This is a genomic window from Kaustia mangrovi (assembly GCF_015482775.1).
GTDB lineage: Bacteria > Pseudomonadota > Alphaproteobacteria > Rhizobiales > Im1 > Kaustia > Kaustia mangrovi.
The window spans coordinates 4,410,292-4,425,465 of record NZ_CP058214.1; the positions used below are offsets into that span (position 1 = coordinate 4,410,292).

Sequence of the window (15,174 nt, forward strand, 5' to 3'; positions counted from 1 at the left end):
CCCTATCACAAGGACACGAGGTATGAACCAAGCACTATGGTTGATCATCGCGTGCGGTGCCTTGTCGATCGTCTACGGCGTCTGGGCCATACAGTCGGTCATGGCATCGGACGCGGGCAATGAACGCATGCGGGAAATCGCGGGCGCGATCCAGGAAGGGGCGCAAGCGTATCTGACCCGCCAATACACCACCATCGCCATTGCGGGCGTCGTGATCTTCATCATCGTCGCCCTGCTGCTCGGCCTGCCTGTCGCGGTCGGCTTCGCGGTCGGCGCCGTCCTGTCGGGCGCTGCGGGCTTCACCGGCATGCTGGTCTCGGTACGCGCCAATGTGCGCACCGCGCAGGCCGCGAGCAACAGCCTCGCTGCCGGCCTTTCCATCGCCTTCCGGTCCGGCGCCGTCACGGGCATGCTCGTCGCGGGGCTGGCTCTCCTGGCCGTCAGCGTCTATTTCCTCGTGCTCACCCGGTACATGGGGCTCGAGCCGTCGAGCCGCACCGTGATCGACGCGCTGGTCGCGCTCGGTTTCGGCGCCTCGCTGATCTCGATCTTTGCCCGTCTGGGCGGCGGCATCTTCACCAAGGGCGCAGATGTCGGCGGCGATCTCGTTGGCAAGGTGGAGGCCGGCATCCCCGAGGACGATCCGCGTAACCCGGCGACCATCGCGGACAATGTGGGCGACAATGTCGGCGACTGCGCCGGCATGGCCGCCGACCTGTTCGAGACCTATGCGGTCACCGTGGTCGCCACCATGGTGCTCGCCTCGATCTATTTCTCGGGGGCTGAGCTTCTCATGCCGATGATGGTCTATCCGCTGGCTATCGGGGCGGTCTGCGTCATCACTTCCATCGCCGGCACCTTCTTCGTGCGGCTGGGGGCGAGCCAGTCCATCATGGGCGCGCTCTACAAGGCGGTGATCGCGACCGGGATCCTGTCGCTCATCGGCCTGTGGCCGGTCACCGCGCTGATCGTCGGCATGGATACTCCGCTCACCGCGGGCGAGGCCTCCTTCACGGGCTGGTCGCTCTATCTCTGCGGCATTGTCGGGCTCGCCGTGACCGCGCTGATCATCGTGATCACGGAATACTACACGGGCACCAATTTCCGCCCCGTGCGCTCCGTCGCCTCCGCCTCCATCACCGGCCACGGGACGAATGTGATCCAGGGGCTCGCGATCTCCCTGGAGGCGACCGCGCTGCCCGCGCTCGTCATCATTGCGGGCATCGTCGTGGCCAACGGGCTCGCCGGCCTCTTCGGCATCGCCATCGCGGTGACGACCATGCTGGCGCTTGCCGGCCTCGTCGTCGCGCTCGACGCCTTCGGGCCGGTCACCGACAATGCCGGCGGCATCGCGGAGATGGCCGACCTGCCGGAGGATGTGCGCAACACCACCGACGCGCTCGACGCGGTGGGCAACACAACCAAGGCCGTCACCAAGGGCTATGCCATCGGCTCGGCGGGCCTTGGCGCGCTGGTCCTGTTCGCCGCCTATACGGAGGACCTCAAGTTCTTCACCGCCAATGCGGAAGCCTTCCCCTATTTCGCCGATGTGGGGGAGGTGACCTTCGCGCTGTCTAACCCCTATGTGGTGGTCGGCCTGTTCCTCGGCGGACTGCTGCCGTTCCTGTTCGGCGGCATCGCCATGACGGCGGTGGGCCGCGCGGGCGGCAAGATCGTCGAGGAGGTGCGCCGGCAGTTCAAGGAGAAGCCGGGCATCATGGAGGGCAAGGAGCGGCCGGACTATACCCGTGCCGTCGACCTGCTCACCCGGGCGGCGATCAAGGAGATGATCGTGCCCTCCATGCTCCCCGTTCTCTCGCCCATCGTGGTCTATTTCGTCGTCGACCTGATTGCGGGCAAGAACGCGGCCTTCTCCACCGTCGGAGCCATGCTGCTCGGCGTCATCGTCACGGGGCTCTTCGTGGCGATCTCCATGACCGCCGGCGGCGGCGCCTGGGACAATGCGAAGAAATACATCGAAGACGGCAATTACGGCGGCAAGGGGTCGGAGGCCCACAAGGCTGCGGTCACCGGCGACACGGTCGGCGATCCCTACAAGGACACCGCCGGGCCGGCCGTCAACCCGATGATCAAGATCACCAATATCGTGGCGCTCCTGCTGCTGGCCGTGCTCGCGCACAACAGCATGTAAGGCTTGCCGGGCAGCCCTTCGCCGACACGTTGGGGGTGTGCCCCGGTCTGATCGTCCCCGCGGGAGGTGTGCCCTCCCGCGGGGTTTCGTTTGCCGCGACGTCTCGCCGCCTTTGCGGAACAGCACTTGATCCGATGCGATTCCTTTGAATAATTCTAATCTTTCTATCTATCCGGCTGTTCCATGGATGAAAGGTTTTGAGATGTCGAACGACCCGAAGGCGATCGCGGTCTGGGATCCGCTCGTGCGCGTGTTCCACTGGACCGTCGCCATTGCGTTCTTCGTTGCCTATTTCACCGAGGGCGATCCTTTGATTGTCCATGTCTGGGCGGGCTACACGATCGGCACCCTCGTGGTGCTGCGCGTGATCTGGGGCTTTGTCGGGCCGAAGCATGCGCGCTTTTCCGATTTCGTCTTCGCGCCATGGACGGTCTGGTCCTATTTCGTGAGCCTCGTCACCTTCAGGGCGAAGCGCTATGTGGGCCACAGTCCCGCCGGCGGGGCGATGGTGGTCGTGCTTCTGGCCGGCCTTGCCGCAACGGTCTGGGCGGGGCTGGAGACGCTCGCGGCGGAGGAGAATGCGGGCCCGCTAGCGGAGCTGTCTCTCGTTTCGTCCGCCAGCGCCGATCCCGCGCCGGCCTCGCAGTTCCGCGTGGCGAGCGAGGAAAGCCTGTCGGGCGAGAGCGGCGAGCGCGAGGAGGGGGATCGCGAAGGCGAGGAGAGCGCGTGGAAGGAAATCCACGAGGTGCTCGCCAATCTGATGCTGTTCCTGGTTATCGCGCATCTGGCCGGCGTCGCCCTGGCGAGCGTCGTCCACAGGGAGAACCTGCCGCGCGCCATGGTCACAGGCCGGAAACGGACATAGCGCGCCCGCGACATGTGGCAAGGCCGCGTCATGCCCGGGAGAAGTCCGGGCATGACGAACGAGAACGGTCCCGGCGACAGCCGGTGGCGTCGCGTCCGGAACGCCGGTTGAGCCTAGAACGGGCCGGGGCCCATCGGGCCGGCGCCGGGGCCCTGTCCGCCCGGATCGAAGCGTCCGACATTGCGGAAGAGTTCCTGCAGGATCGACAGCTCCTTGCCGCGCGTCGGTGTCTCGCGGGTGTTGAAGTCGATGATGCGGCCGTCTTCGAGCCCGTAATTGGCGAAGCTCTGTACCCGGTCGCTCTCGTCGAAGCGAATCGCGAAGATCTGCCGGTCGACGACCTCGGGCTTGAAGAAGGCCTCCTGCTCCACGACGCTGGAGATGTAGTAGAAGCTGTCGCCGTGATACTTGACCGTTGCGGTGGTCGAGGGAGAGCCCAGAAGCGCTTCCACCTCCGACTTGCTCATGCCGACCTGGACCTTCTGGAGGTCGTCGCCGCGGGGCAGATATCCGCGGTAATCGACAGTGGGGACGCAGCCTGCCAGCGCCGCGAGCGCCGCCAGACCCATTACGCCGTTCCGGAGCAGCGATCTCCGTGTCGTCATTTGCGTGTTCGCCACGACCCTGATCTCTTTGACTTGAAGCGTGAACCGCCCGATCTTATCCGCTCGCCCCGTCACCGAGGTATCGTGGACGGGTGTGCTTGGCAAGCCCCGTTGCACGTTGCGCCACAAAAGTGAGTCGTTGGAGTCATGATTTTCAGCCGTCTGTTCTCTCGCTCCGAGCCTGAATCCGCTGCCCGGACGCTCTATGCCGGTATTGTGGCGCAGGCACGGCAGCCGGCCCTCTATGTACAAGGCGGCGTCGCTGATACGCTGGAGGGGCGCTTCGAGCTGGTGGTCTTGCATGCCGCCCTCGTAATGCGCAGGCTGAGGGGGGAAGCGCAGGAAGGCCAGGACCTTGCCCAGGGCGTGTTCGACACCATGTTTGTCGATATGGACCACTCCCTGCGCGAGATCGGCGTGGGCGACCTGTCGGTGGGCAAGAAGGTCCGGTCCATGGCGGAAGCTTTCTATGGCCGCGCACGTGTCTATGACGAGGCGTTGAACGCGCAGGGCGACGACCGCGCGCGACTGCTCGCCGGGGCGCTGGCGCGCAACGTCTTCCGGGCGGAAACGCCGGACGCGCAGGCCCGCGCGCTGGCCTGCTACGTGCTGGCCACAGACCGCCGGCTCGCGGAGATGCCGGGCGATGCGCTGCTGGCCGGGCGCGCCGAGTTTCCGGCCCTGCCGGACGCGCTGGAGACGACCGATGGAACGGAGGACTGAGATGCCCGGGACGCAGACAGTGGAGTTCAGCCGGCCGCTGAGCGTCGAGGAGGTGCCTGTCGAGGGACAGGAGGTGGCGCTCGAGGCCGACGAGGAGGAGCGCGCCGCGCTTGCCGGACGCCTTGGCCTCGACGGGCTGAAGAGCCTGACCGCATATCTGAAGGTCGATGGCTGGCAGTCGGGGGGCTTGCATGTCTCCGGCAGCCTGGCGGCGGAGGCGGAGCAGACCTGTGTGGTCACGCTCGACCCGGTCGAGCGGCGCTATGAGGAGACTGTGGAGCGCTACTATCTGCCGGCCGGCAGCCTCGTGGAGGAGGATGGCGAGGAGGCCGTCGTCGATGCGGAAAGCGGCGAGGAGCCGGACGTGATCGCGGGCGGCCATATCGACCTCGGCGAGCTGGTGGCGGAGACGCTGGCGCTCGTCATCGATCCCTATCCCCGCAAGCCCGGCGCGAGCGTTGCGGAGATCTATCCGGATCTGGCCGGGGCCGACGGCGAGGACACCGGGAAGAAGAACCCCTTCGCCGTTCTGGAACGCCTGAAGAAGGAGATGCCCTCTGGCGGAGCGAAGGAGTGAGACCGGACCGGTGCGCGGTCATGGCCATGCCGGCGCGAGGCAGGCGGAAACAGTTTCCTGTTGTTTCGACTAGCCTGAAAATCCCAATGAAATCAACGCGCGGTTACGTTGACAAGGAACCAGTGTAGCACTGATGTAGTCCCGGCGGAAGCTCGCCTAGCCCGCTAAGCCATTCCCGCCACGGTCGGTGGGAGGTAATAAGTAATGGAACCTAGCAATATAGCCCGGATTGTCTTCCGGTCTGGCGTTCATTGTAACCTCCATTGTTACGCACTTATATTTTTTGTACAGTTACACTAGGGCTTGTTACGCAACCCCAAACCACGTCAGTTCATGCGGATCGTATTTCCGCCAGTACACCTGTAGGAAGCCCTTACGCCAAGGCGCACGCCTAAGCGAAAGGCGCTCCATACCGATCAGCTTGCGCAGCACTAGGAGCATGATGGTCATCCACAGACCGGATGCAGCCGCAGCCACCACGCCTGAAAACGTCCCTGCGAATAGAAATACAAGGATCGCTGTAAAAGACACGTCAACCACTGCTGCGTAGCCTAGCCACCGGCGTAGGTTAAGCCTCGCCAGCGTGATCAGTGCAGTAATCGACACAATGAGCCCGGCTAGCATCAGTGAAAACATGACGTGTCTCCGTATTACAGGCCGTCCTTTCCCCGGTAGGTAAAACCGCACTCGTCTAGTGCAGCTTTACCCAGAAGCACGAATACCGGCGTTAGGGCGGCAAGGACCGTGGCGGTAATCCAGTTATGTACGAACATGTACCAAAAGGATACCACCATGAACGCGCTTATTGCGCGCAGTACCCATTTTTCAGACATTCTTCCTCGTAATCAGGTACGTACCCAAGCCGAACGTGGCCAGAAGCCAGAACAGCGCGGGCATAATCAGTGTGAGAAAAAGGGCGGTGAACACGCCCAGCCCGCACAGAACGTACCAGAAGCAGAAGACGAGAAAAAGCAGGATTGCGCTAATCATGGGTCGTATCTCCGGGTAACAGGTTACGCTGCGAGGCGGGCAGGCTTGCGGTGACGGCTCGGCTTCCGGTTATCCTTGGGGAAGTACCCGGCGCTATAGAGCGCACGGCGGATCACGCCGGAAACGTACGCAAGCTTCTTCTCGCGTTTTAACTGGTCACGGTCGAAGGTAACGCCGTCCACGGTGATATCGTTGTGCTGCGCGCCAAAGCGAATGGTAACATTGGGTTTCATGGTCGTATCTCCTACCAGTCGTGATCGTGTTCGGTTCCGAGAGGCATCACGCAAACAGCGTGTACCCGCCCATTCCGATACAGCGGTTGTCCGCATACGCGGTCGTCTAGGCATTCCTCTATGCAGATAGCCACGTATGTTCCGTAGCATGGCCCGCATACTCCGGCATGAGTAGAGCGCACTTCCTGTGGTCGCTCACCGCACGATTCGCACCAAAGAGTTTCTTCGGGTGTCACGAGCCCTCCGTAGCTTTGCGGAGAATGTCCCCAAGGGTGCAGCTTTCGTCACGTTCAGCACGATCCCGGCGTCGTGCAAGTTCGTTGCGCGTTGCCCAATACTTAGTAGCGGCATGGGGAACGAAAGATTTCCAATCGTTATGTGCGGCAAGGTGCTGGATAGCATCCTTATACGAGCCGAGACTTGCGCCCGGAATAACGCGACGAAGGTACTTGATCGCGTCAATAGGTCCGAACGCAATCCACCGTGCTTTCAGGGTATCCATGGTTTCCACGTCAAGGCCCGCGCGCCAAACGGTTTCCGTCTTAGTCAGATGAATGGTGTTGCCCGTGTTCATTTTCCGAGTTCCCTCATGATGCGCTTAAGCGCTGTGTCAATGTGCGTGTCGTCTGCATAGCCGTAGATGTGTTCGCATATCCAAGGCGACAGTCCAGCGTAATAGGACATATCCCACCTAAGACGCTTCGCTACGTCTATTGACTTTCCTTCATGGACGATAAATGCCCGATGAGATGATACCTTGTCCGCATCATAGATTCGTTCGATAGCCTGTTTCATGTGCGCATAGTGTTCAGGCCGTATCTTCATGGCGCTCACCCGTCGTCTTGCCACGATAGGACGGCTGACAGGTTAGATGCGGCCTTAGTAAGCGTTTCCCACTCACTAAGCGTAAGCATGTTGTTATCCGCGCCAATGCGTGCACTGCTGTTCAGAAAGTCCACGATCTGGCGCATGGATGCTGTATGAAGCGTGTTAGCCGTTTCCACGGCAAAGCTGGACGGCCTCCCCATAGGATACCCTCTAATTTAGTGGTTGCATTAAGCGCACACAGGGACAGCGCGCCTGTACTAGGTACGCTGTCCGAATTTGCACTTAGGTATGCGGGTCTTACTGCACGGTCGTCGTAGCCGGAGCGTTGGCCTGCTTTGCGGCTGTCAGCGTGTTGATAAGCGCGCTGTGGTCGCGGTCGGTTTTTTCCGCGTCGGTGTTGAGCCGCTTGATAAGGCTATCCAGCGCCTCTACCGGATTGAGCGGGACATACGGCTTCTCGGGCGAGAACTCCCAAAACGGCTTGTCCATGGCTGCGGTGAGCTTCACCTTGCCCTTGGTCGCGCCCTTCTTAGTGTAGACAGGCTTGTTGTCCTTGAACGTGACCGGGCCGAACGCCATGAACCAATCCCGGAGCGCATTCGTCCGGTAGCTCTTGGGCAGGGCGACGAACAGGGCCTGCACCATGCGCACGTCCTTGTGCTTTTCGAGATGCTGCAACACGCTGCACGCCGCGATGTGCACGGAGCGCTGCAAGCTTGCGCCGCGATCACGGATAGACTTGAAGGCGCGCTTGAAGCCGTCTTCCGTCGTAAGCAACTCGCTTGGCGCGATGGGCTTCATGGGCTTCATGGGCTTGGCGGCCTTGGTGATATCCTTGTCCGCCGTCTTGGTCGCTTTGGTTTTGCTAGCCATGGTCACATTCTCCGTTTGCACTCGTAGGATTGAGGAAGTCGGCCCGTATTACGCGGCGAGCCGTTCCGCTTCCCGACGCATACGAGCGCCAGTAATGACCGCGTCTTCAAGATCGTCCGTGAAGTACGCGCAATCCTTGGCCTTGCGACCCGTCCATTCGTTAAGCGTCACGCGCCATTCGCTGTCATAGCCGGTACGCTTGATGCGGACACGATTAACAGCGCAACGCTGCATCGCTTCCCGTACAGTCATGTTAAACATGCCGGTATCTCCGATAATCGCTGTGGGTTACAGAAAGGCGCACTTGTGGCGTTCACGGCATGCGCCCTTGTGTAACCCGCTAGACACGCCGTAGCATGCCTAGCAGGCGATTACACAGTGTTGATAGTAGCCTGCCAGCATTATCTGTTAGCCCGCTTGCTTACGTATCCGGTTCACAGAAAGACTAGCCAAAACAATGTTGCCGCTAGTCCGTGTTCTGTGTCGTAATACGCTCCGCGCGCTGCACAAACACTATCGTCTTACAGAGCATTGGGCCTGCACCGTAGACCGGCTTTGGTGGATATCTATTATCGCCAGAAAGCCGGCTCTAGGCGGGTTCCATCTTGCACGCTACAGCCGATTAAGGCGGCCTAGTTGTAAGCTAGGCTTGCGTGATAGAACGGCTCGCCACCGTCCGAAACTCTGTAGTTTCCTCGTAGGCCGCACCGTTGCCGTGCATGGGATAGCAACTCGCTATCCGGTTAGGCCATGAAAGGGTATCAGCTAGGAACCTGACACTGTCCCCGGATTTAGTCCCGGACCTATCCCCGCCCCGGTTTCCGTCGCCGTCTGTGGCGTCGGTCCGTTGCCGTTGATGACTCTCTTAGAGCATGGATACGGATATTCCGTCAAACGCTAATTCGTAGATTGATCCGTATTTAATCCCGTATTGTGGTTAAGCTATTGATTTGTAAGGAAAAGAAATTTTGAGAAATTATATCTGTAGGACGATATATGGCGGATATAGCCCGCATGGCGAGCTAAGAATGTGCTCAAACCGTACGTTATCGGTGGTGATTTGCACGCACTAGATAGACCGGTAGCCCATAGCCTAGTGCTACCTGGTATGTTTGTAATTCCGTACATTCGTTCTGTAGATAGAACGTCAACGGTCTATAGGTATCTAGTTAGTATCTATGTATGTATCTATATTAATTCATAGCTGTATTATCTTCTGTTCATTCCTAGATAGTTAGTAGGTATCTATTAGTATATATTTATAGTATATCTTATCAGTATATAGTTGGTATCTATATTAGTAGTCTTTTAATACAGATACGTGAGAATGCCTTAATTCGGCCTAGATATAGCTAGAAAGGTAGCTAGAGCTTATTGTCCTAATAGGCGGGAATAGAGCTAGTCAGACCAATTCCAGCTAACAGCTAGATCAATTACAAGGATACATACTAGGTTAGATACTGGGTATGTTATCCAAGGTATATACAAGTCGGTGCTAGATACATAGCGCATGAATGAAATTGAACAAGATACAGATATCCGCTCTTATTCTTAGCTACACAGATAGCTTGCAATATCCGGATGGATACTAGAGTAAGAGCTAGGATATATACGATCTAACGACACAGTGACCGTACTTATAAAGACACAAGGGTATACCGGCCCTTATACCGGTATCGATACAAAGTTGCATACAATGATCGATGCAAGTTTCTCTATGGCTATATCCCAAGGCCCGCATGCAGGCCCTATGGGGGAAACTTGCGCGAGCTGTGTATTGGATACCCGCACGAAAAACTGCACCATATTTGAAATCTGACCTGTATTATATCTGCATTATAGACAGTATGTAATCCGTTCTGATATGTGCAGGTAATGCTTGATGCGCATGTCAGATTGGTATAAGGTCCATTCTCATACAGCGCCTGATCTCGATCTCTGGACACAGGGACGTATCTTGGGCGCACACCGGGGCTTATAGCTCCCGGTATCTGGCTCAGGGAGCTAGGGAAGGCTGTTCTGCCAGCACCGACCCTCCCTGAGCCTTTTAGTATATGATTGCCGAGCCACAGAGGCACCGCCAGAAGCCATTCTAGGATCGACAGCCACAAGGGTAGCTGTGAAGCGCTAGCGGCTCCTGACGGACTCCTGAGAGCCTTATTCGGATCCCTTCTCGGTTCCCTTAGCCGGGACGGCCTCTTCCTTGGCCGGAGCCGGGGCAGGCGCGGCGTTATACCGACCGTACACACGCTCATTGCGAGCGAGAGCAGCCTGACGTTCGAGACGAGCCTTGAACGCAGCCTGATCGTCTTTCAGACGAGCCTTGACATGCGCTGCGAGGACTTGGAGCGTAGCCAGATACAGGCGCTGCTTCTCTTCGTTACCACGAACGGACGCCGCAGCCCGGAGACCGGCCCTACGAAGTTCAGTAGTCATACCCCACGGATCACGCGGGAACTCGACCTCAGCCGGGTTCTTGCTGACCGACTTGAGAATACGGGCTACATCCGACGCAAAAGCCGCATCGCTAGCCTCGTTCGCCGCCTTAGCGGCATCCTTGGTGTTATCAGACATATTTACAGTTCCTAGTACTAGAATGCGTTAGCGCAGTCCGTGTCTACGGAGCGCATTTGGCTGATGAAGTACCTTGCCAATCTGACCCCTCAAGGGCCTTCCGCTGCCAATCGGGTCCTTCATCATCTTGTTGTATTGATCTTGCTTGGCCTTAGCTCTGGATTTCTCATCATCGATAGCCATAAGATCGACCCAATTGCGTACAGAGCCGGCTACAGCATCAAGCCGGTCCTCATGCAGAAGCGATCCCCTGTCACGGGTGATACGGCACATCTGCCAGAAAAGGCTATATGTACTACGGACATCAGCAGGATGCTTAAGACACTCTTCCCAATCCTTAGCGATGAGGTCCTCGTGCACGACGAACTTACCAGCGCCAATTATCGGCTCTAGAGTATCGATGATACGAAGCTCTTTCTGGCCGCTCTCCCACACGTCCTCGATACCGCACTTGTGGGCCTTGAGAAGGCGAGGGGTCCATACGCTCGATAGAGCGCCATTGCCGAAGTTTTTCTCGATAGAGATGGTCTTGGGCTCCCAGCGCTTAGCGACCGCTGTGAGGGCGTCCAGAGCTTCCTCAGTGACGCCTCCGGGAACCCCGCCGACATCCACCAGAAAGGCCCTGCCGGAGCAGAAGCCTGTTACCGCATAGGCCGTCTCGTCGCCGTTCTGGCCACCGCCAGCGGGATCGACGTACATATGCCAGCCCTGTAGCTCCCCGAAGTCATCAATAGCGATAACCCGGTACATGCTGTCCTTGAGCGGGTGCCCATCCGGCATACGGATACGCGCATCCTCGGTTCGAGCGAAGGTGATGCTCATAGGAGCCCGCATGACCGTGGTATCGAAGGCCACTAGGCGGATATTGCCGACCTTGAGAGGGAACCGGCCCTGATCGCTCAGCTTCGTGCTCAGCATGTGCTGTAGCTGGAAGTAAGCAGCGCCCTGATCGATCTCCTTCTTGATCAGGTCTTCCTCGCCAAGAAGGACGGGATCGACTGGCTGCCCGCGAGAGCCTTCCGGCCCACCGCCTGTTTGCAGGCTTGGATCAAGCTCTAGCCTGTTCCTAATGAGCGGGGCCAAGTACGGCCCGTAGTCGGCAAGCTCTTCCTGTGTCGGATACCGGCCAGTCCAGATGCGGATATCGTATCCACGACCGGGCAGACCGTTGTAAACGCTATCGATGCTCTGCGGGGTGCCAAGCCAGATGATGTCGCCCTTGGAGCAGATCGACGTGAAGTCCAGCGTAAGCAGCTTAAGGCGTTCGCGCTGTGTCTGCGTCTGGCTGTTCTTCTGGCTCTCAACATCGTCCGCGATTAGCAGATCGGCACGTTTGCCCTGCATGTTCGCAGTGATGCCGATACAAGCCACGGACGGGGACTTCTCAGGTCCCTTGAGGCTGTAATGCACGTCGAACGCCTCGACGGACGCCCGGTCGCCATTGCGCCTGTCAGGACGCATACACTCAAGCTCGTCCATCCCCATGATAATCTGAATAATCCAGTTGGCGATCTCAGTAGCCTGAGTGTCACCAGCCGAGATAATCAGAACGCGGGTCTTGGGGTTGTGAATAAGCTTCCAAACGGCATATGCCGCTGTAATTGTAGTCTTGGCCTGTCCACGCTGGGCCTGCACCATCCGGTAGCTAGGTCCATTAGCGATATAGTGACCAATATCAGTCTGGACTTCCGTACATGTGAAGCCCATAAGGTCTTCAATTACGTCACGAAGAAAGTCCTCGAACTCGGCGTAGTGATCCTGTAGAAGCTCAAGCTGCCGCCAGCGTTCGAGGGCTTCCTCGACGCTTTCTCTGACGGCCATGCCGCCTCCGTATTGTAATGAACTTATGAAGACGGCTCCGTAGAGCCGCCTGTAATAAGGCCATTAGTCTTCGTCGTGTAAATGCACGACATTTCCAACCCGCTTACGCTTCTTCTCAGCGAGCTTCTTTTCCAATTCGCTCATCTGGTTCCCGTTCTCGGGAGCACAGGTGATCTTATTATCGTTCAGGAACCGAACCATGACCGAGAGTAGGGCCGAGTTGGGCTCAGGAGGCGGCATATCCTCGTTACCGGGATCGCTCGCCTCTTGCTGAGCCTTGATCTGATCCAGAGCACCAATCATGACCTCAGCGACCCGGTTATGCAGGTCGCCTAGGGTTCCTTCCTTGGCAGGTCCCTTAGCCATCGTCGTTCTTCTCTCTTGTCGGCTTGGACGACACTTTCCGTAGTGCATCCCGCGCCTGCGGAAGCATCACAATAATCTTGAGCACTAGGAGCACGAATGCCCCCATTGCGGTCAATGTACTGATCTGCGCTACGAACAAGGCCATCACAATGCCGGCGTACTTCAACGCCGCGTCTAGCAGCGCAGAGCCTAGTTCGTGCATGAAATGTCCATTAGGTTAAGTACAGGGTGTAGGCCATGTATGCGGCCCACGACGCGACAATCGGTACATACGCCTCCGCCTGCTTGTCCTCGCTCCACTCCCGCCAGAAGGCCCAGCCCGCCCTGACATCGTTGTCAGCGTAGCGGGCCTGCCATTGCGTAAGCTCCCGAAGGAAGAACCACGAGGACACAACGAAGGGTGCCCATGCTGTATGTGCAGGCAATCCGATCAGGCAGGCTAGGACGATAGCAACGGCTCCGTGCAGGAGCGCGTCTGGTTTGAGCATGCTGGACAGTAGGTTCAGCATGAGATCACGTAGCGATCTGGAGATAGAGCCCAAACATGGCGTTTCTAGAGAGATCGTCCATGTCGAAGGACTGGTCTGGCACCGCATCGCCGTCTTGAAAGATCGTGTAGCCGGTGATCTGATTCCCCGTATTGGCAACCAACTCCTCAAATGGCGGAGTCTGCACGGTGAACGCGACATCTCCATTTCCTGTGTTAGCTGTGGCAGCGAAGGCAAGCACAATCGCAGGCGGTGCATTGGCCCCGAATGTCAGGTCCCGTTGGTCTGGATCGGCAAGGCCAATGTACCCTTTCGGGTCTACCGCCGATCTCGCAATGATCGGTTTACGAGCCCGAAACACCAGAAGCGTCTTGCGGACGGTTGCGTTTGTGTCCATCCCTGTGACGGTGGCACCAGCATCTCCGGCAGTGAGTATCTTCGAGCTGATTATCGCGCGTCCTCCGGAGATGGTCTTGCCCGCAACTTCTTGCTTATAGCTGTCGTTGATATGTGAGCCCCACCCCGTGGGCAGCGCGGTATTTGGTCTGCTTTCAACATTAAAGCTGGCATCGAACAGAACAGCGAGGTCGCCCTCACGGGCCTTGGCCGATATGAGCACCTGATTGGTGGAGGAGGTCGTGGCCGCTACCAGCCTAATCTTGGATCGTCCTACTGCGGCGAGCATGGGGAATGCCGTCATTACGCAACCCCGTCTACGTTCACCGTCCACGAGTTAGCAGACACACGAACAATCGTGATAGTAGAGAACGTACCCGGTACATCTACCGATCCACCATCGACACCATTCAGAAGAACGCCTGCCACCGCCGTAATCGTAGTTACGCCCGCACCAACCTGCTGCACCGTGATCCATGTATAACCAGAGAAGCTGCCGTTGGCGTCGGTCTGGATTGTAGCCGTATTGGCTGATCCACTAGTCATCCGCACTAGGTGGCCAGCATATGCGCTCGACAGATTTACGTTCGCAGTGGCTACGGTCGTGATACCGTCCAGCTTGCCAGATCGGGATATTGAGCTATCTACATAGATAGTAGCGTTTCCATTAATAAGGCCGCCATTATTTATGGAGATTCCGTCTCCGGGAAGTAGGCCGCGAACTGCGATATTGGTATCGCTTGTCTTTACAAGCATGCCCTGAATGCCGACTAGACCATCAAGTGAAGACAACAGGTCGCTGTACGGATTAACCACAGATCCAATATCGGATGTCTTAACCGCATTCGTATCGAATTGCTGTTTGGTAATCGGCTCTAGTGCAGCCGATGCGTCTCCGCTTAGCGTTATCGGGCCGGTGAACTCTCCGCCGGAAGTGGGCATGAGGCCCGAGCCGGATACGTACGCAGCAACCCACGCCGAACCGGTGTAGACGCGCATAACGCCGCCTTCATCATTGAAGTACAGAGCGCCCGCGACCAGAGGATCGCCGTCATTGTCCGTAACCGGATCGGACGAGAACGCACCGAGGTACCGATCATCGAAGCTATCAAAGCTGGCTAGTGTCTGGTCTCGTGCAGCCTCAGCCGAATTAGCGGCAGCAACAGCCGTATTGACGACGTTAGTAATATCCTGCGTGCGGATATCAACATACTGCTTAGTAGCGGCATCTGTGTCGTCAACGGGATCGGCCATGTTCTTGATGCCGAACCCGCCCAGATCGATCGGTGTATTGTATTCGACTATTCGACCGTCTAGGACTTCATGAACAAGCAGCATTGCCTGTTTGAACCCAAGATCGAGGTTGTCCTCGTCCATGACATCGCCGTCTGAAAAATTAACGACGAGTTGGTTTCTTTTAGTAGTACGTGTGAATAGTACGTTCTCACCATTGGCGGGTGCATTACCATCGATCTCCATAAGATCGCCGCCAAGGAATGTAATATTTCTGTAGATCGGCTGGCCGGTGCCATCCGTCTCGTTACCGACCCGGCAGGAAATATCGTCCTCGTCCAAGTACCCCAAAGGGAAATTCACGGCAAAGATCGTGGTGGCACCGTCGCCAATCCGCACGATCTGCGAATAGGCCATGTAATTCTCCGATTATTATCCTAATAGGCGGGA

General features: G+C 57.9%; 16 protein-coding genes. 4 read left to right on the forward strand and 12 right to left on the reverse strand.

Annotated elements, in window-relative coordinates; all coding sequences use genetic code 11:
* The first annotated feature begins 22 nt into the window (after window positions 1–22).
* Window positions 23–2,152 carry a sodium-translocating pyrophosphatase gene (locus tag HW532_RS20810; RefSeq protein WP_213162286.1) on the forward strand — a complete coding sequence of 710 codons (2,130 nt, stop codon included), beginning with the start codon at window positions 23–25 and terminating at the stop codon, window positions 2,150–2,152.
* Between the two features lie 202 nt (window positions 2,153–2,354).
* Window positions 2,355–3,017 carry a cytochrome b/b6 domain-containing protein gene (locus tag HW532_RS20815; RefSeq protein ID WP_213162287.1) on the forward strand — a complete coding sequence of 221 codons (663 nt, stop codon included), beginning with the start codon at window positions 2,355–2,357 and terminating at the stop codon, window positions 3,015–3,017.
* A 113-nt stretch (window positions 3,018–3,130) separates the two neighbouring features.
* On the opposite strand, the gene HW532_RS20820 is transcribed toward HW532_RS20815, so the two are convergent.
* Window positions 3,131–3,622, reverse strand: a complete 492-nt coding sequence (locus HW532_RS20820) for an outer membrane protein assembly factor BamE (RefSeq protein ID WP_213162288.1) — start codon at window positions 3,620–3,622, stop codon at window positions 3,131–3,133.
* 147 nt (window positions 3,623–3,769) lie between these two features.
* Here HW532_RS20820 and HW532_RS20825 point away from each other — a divergent pair, with 147 nt between their 5' ends.
* On the forward strand, window positions 3,770–4,345 hold the full coding sequence (locus HW532_RS20825) for a ubiquinol-cytochrome C chaperone family protein (protein WP_213162289.1): 576 nt from the start codon (window positions 3,770–3,772) through the stop codon (window positions 4,343–4,345).
* A gap of 1 nt (window position 4,346) precedes the next feature.
* Window positions 4,347–4,922 carry a YceD family protein gene (locus HW532_RS20830; RefSeq protein ID WP_213162290.1) on the forward strand — a complete coding sequence of 192 codons (576 nt, stop codon included), beginning with the start codon at window positions 4,347–4,349 and terminating at the stop codon, window positions 4,920–4,922.
* 306 nt (window positions 4,923–5,228) lie between these two features.
* On the opposite strand, the gene HW532_RS20835 is transcribed toward HW532_RS20830, so the two are convergent.
* The 11 genes from HW532_RS20835 to HW532_RS20885 all read right to left on the reverse strand — a co-directional run bounded on the left by HW532_RS20835 (window position 5,229) and on the right by HW532_RS20885 (window position 15,141).
* Complete coding sequence (locus HW532_RS20835; RefSeq protein WP_213162291.1) at window positions 5,229–5,558, reverse strand: hypothetical protein; 330 nt, start codon at window positions 5,556–5,558, stop codon at window positions 5,229–5,231.
* Window positions 5,559–5,747: 189 nt separating this feature from the next.
* Complete coding sequence (locus HW532_RS20840; protein ID WP_213162292.1) at window positions 5,748–5,912, reverse strand: hypothetical protein; 165 nt, start codon at window positions 5,910–5,912, stop codon at window positions 5,748–5,750.
* Between the two features lie 23 nt (window positions 5,913–5,935).
* The gene (locus HW532_RS20845) at window positions 5,936–6,145 is read right to left on the reverse strand and encodes a hypothetical protein (protein WP_213162293.1); all 210 of its coding nucleotides are present in this window, start codon (window positions 6,143–6,145) and stop codon (window positions 5,936–5,938) included.
* Window positions 6,146–6,377: 232 nt separating this feature from the next.
* Window positions 6,378–6,719 (reverse strand): hypothetical protein, encoded by a 342-nt coding sequence (locus tag HW532_RS20850; RefSeq protein WP_213162294.1) that lies wholly within the window; start codon window positions 6,717–6,719, stop codon window positions 6,378–6,380.
* Between the two features lie 551 nt (window positions 6,720–7,270).
* On the reverse strand, window positions 7,271–7,846 hold the full coding sequence (locus HW532_RS20855) for a hypothetical protein (RefSeq protein WP_213162295.1): 576 nt from the start codon (window positions 7,844–7,846) through the stop codon (window positions 7,271–7,273).
* A 48-nt stretch (window positions 7,847–7,894) separates the two neighbouring features.
* On the reverse strand, window positions 7,895–8,107 hold the full coding sequence (locus HW532_RS20860; RefSeq protein ID WP_213162296.1) for a hypothetical protein: 213 nt from the start codon (window positions 8,105–8,107) through the stop codon (window positions 7,895–7,897).
* Between the two features lie 1,896 nt (window positions 8,108–10,003).
* Window positions 10,004–10,420: a hypothetical protein gene (locus HW532_RS20865; protein WP_213162297.1), complete on the reverse strand. Its 417-nt coding sequence runs from the start codon at window positions 10,418–10,420 to the stop codon at window positions 10,004–10,006.
* Between the two features lie 27 nt (window positions 10,421–10,447).
* Window positions 10,448–12,241, reverse strand: coding sequence for a phage terminase large subunit (terL, locus tag HW532_RS20870; RefSeq protein WP_213162298.1), 1,794 nt, complete (start codon window positions 12,239–12,241; stop codon window positions 10,448–10,450).
* A gap of 63 nt (window positions 12,242–12,304) precedes the next feature.
* Window positions 12,305–12,607 (reverse strand): hypothetical protein, encoded by a 303-nt coding sequence (locus HW532_RS20875; RefSeq protein WP_213162299.1) that lies wholly within the window; start codon window positions 12,605–12,607, stop codon window positions 12,305–12,307.
* A gap of 513 nt (window positions 12,608–13,120) precedes the next feature.
* Window positions 13,121–13,795, reverse strand: a complete 675-nt coding sequence (locus HW532_RS20880; protein ID WP_213162300.1) for a hypothetical protein — start codon at window positions 13,793–13,795, stop codon at window positions 13,121–13,123.
* On the reverse strand, window positions 13,795–15,141 hold the full coding sequence (locus HW532_RS20885; RefSeq protein WP_213162301.1) for a phage tail fiber domain-containing protein: 1,347 nt from the start codon (window positions 15,139–15,141) through the stop codon (window positions 13,795–13,797). The genes HW532_RS20880 and HW532_RS20885 overlap by 1 nt, the downstream gene beginning before the upstream one ends.
* Window positions 15,142–15,174 lie beyond the last annotated feature (33 nt).

Bases quoted from the DNA above. Each gene is read 5' to 3' on its own strand.
- HW532_RS20880 (WP_213162300.1), bottom strand. From the start codon at position 13,795: ATGACGGCATTCCCCATGCTCGCCGCAGTAGGACGATCCAAGATTAGG.
- HW532_RS20840 (WP_213162292.1), bottom strand. From the start codon at position 5,912: ATGATTAGCGCAATCCTGCTTTTTCTCGTCTTCTGCTTCTGGTACGTT.
- HW532_RS20855 (WP_213162295.1), bottom strand. From the start codon at position 7,846: ATGGCTAGCAAAACCAAAGCGACCAAGACGGCGGACAAGGATATCACC.
- HW532_RS20825 (WP_213162289.1), top strand. From the start codon at position 3,770: ATGATTTTCAGCCGTCTGTTCTCTCGCTCCGAGCCTGAATCCGCTGCC.
- HW532_RS20850 (WP_213162294.1), bottom strand. From the start codon at position 6,719: ATGAACACGGGCAACACCATTCATCTGACTAAGACGGAAACCGTTTGG.
- HW532_RS20860 (WP_213162296.1), bottom strand. From the start codon at position 8,107: ATGTTTAACATGACTGTACGGGAAGCGATGCAGCGTTGCGCTGTTAAT.
- HW532_RS20820 (WP_213162288.1), bottom strand. From the start codon at position 3,622: ATGACGACACGGAGATCGCTGCTCCGGAACGGCGTAATGGGTCTGGCG.
- HW532_RS20815 (WP_213162287.1), top strand. From the start codon at position 2,355: ATGTCGAACGACCCGAAGGCGATCGCGGTCTGGGATCCGCTCGTGCGC.
- HW532_RS20810 (WP_213162286.1), top strand. From the start codon at position 23: ATGAACCAAGCACTATGGTTGATCATCGCGTGCGGTGCCTTGTCGATC.
- HW532_RS20885 (WP_213162301.1), bottom strand. From the start codon at position 15,141: ATGGCCTATTCGCAGATCGTGCGGATTGGCGACGGTGCCACCACGATC.
- HW532_RS20875 (WP_213162299.1), bottom strand. From the start codon at position 12,607: ATGGCTAAGGGACCTGCCAAGGAAGGAACCCTAGGCGACCTGCATAAC.
- HW532_RS20835 (WP_213162291.1), bottom strand. From the start codon at position 5,558: ATGTTTTCACTGATGCTAGCCGGGCTCATTGTGTCGATTACTGCACTG.
- terL (WP_213162298.1), bottom strand. From the start codon at position 12,241: ATGGCCGTCAGAGAAAGCGTCGAGGAAGCCCTCGAACGCTGGCGGCAG.
- HW532_RS20845 (WP_213162293.1), bottom strand. From the start codon at position 6,145: ATGAAACCCAATGTTACCATTCGCTTTGGCGCGCAGCACAACGATATC.
- HW532_RS20830 (WP_213162290.1), top strand. From the start codon at position 4,347: ATGCCCGGGACGCAGACAGTGGAGTTCAGCCGGCCGCTGAGCGTCGAG.
- HW532_RS20865 (WP_213162297.1), bottom strand. From the start codon at position 10,420: ATGTCTGATAACACCAAGGATGCCGCTAAGGCGGCGAACGAGGCTAGC.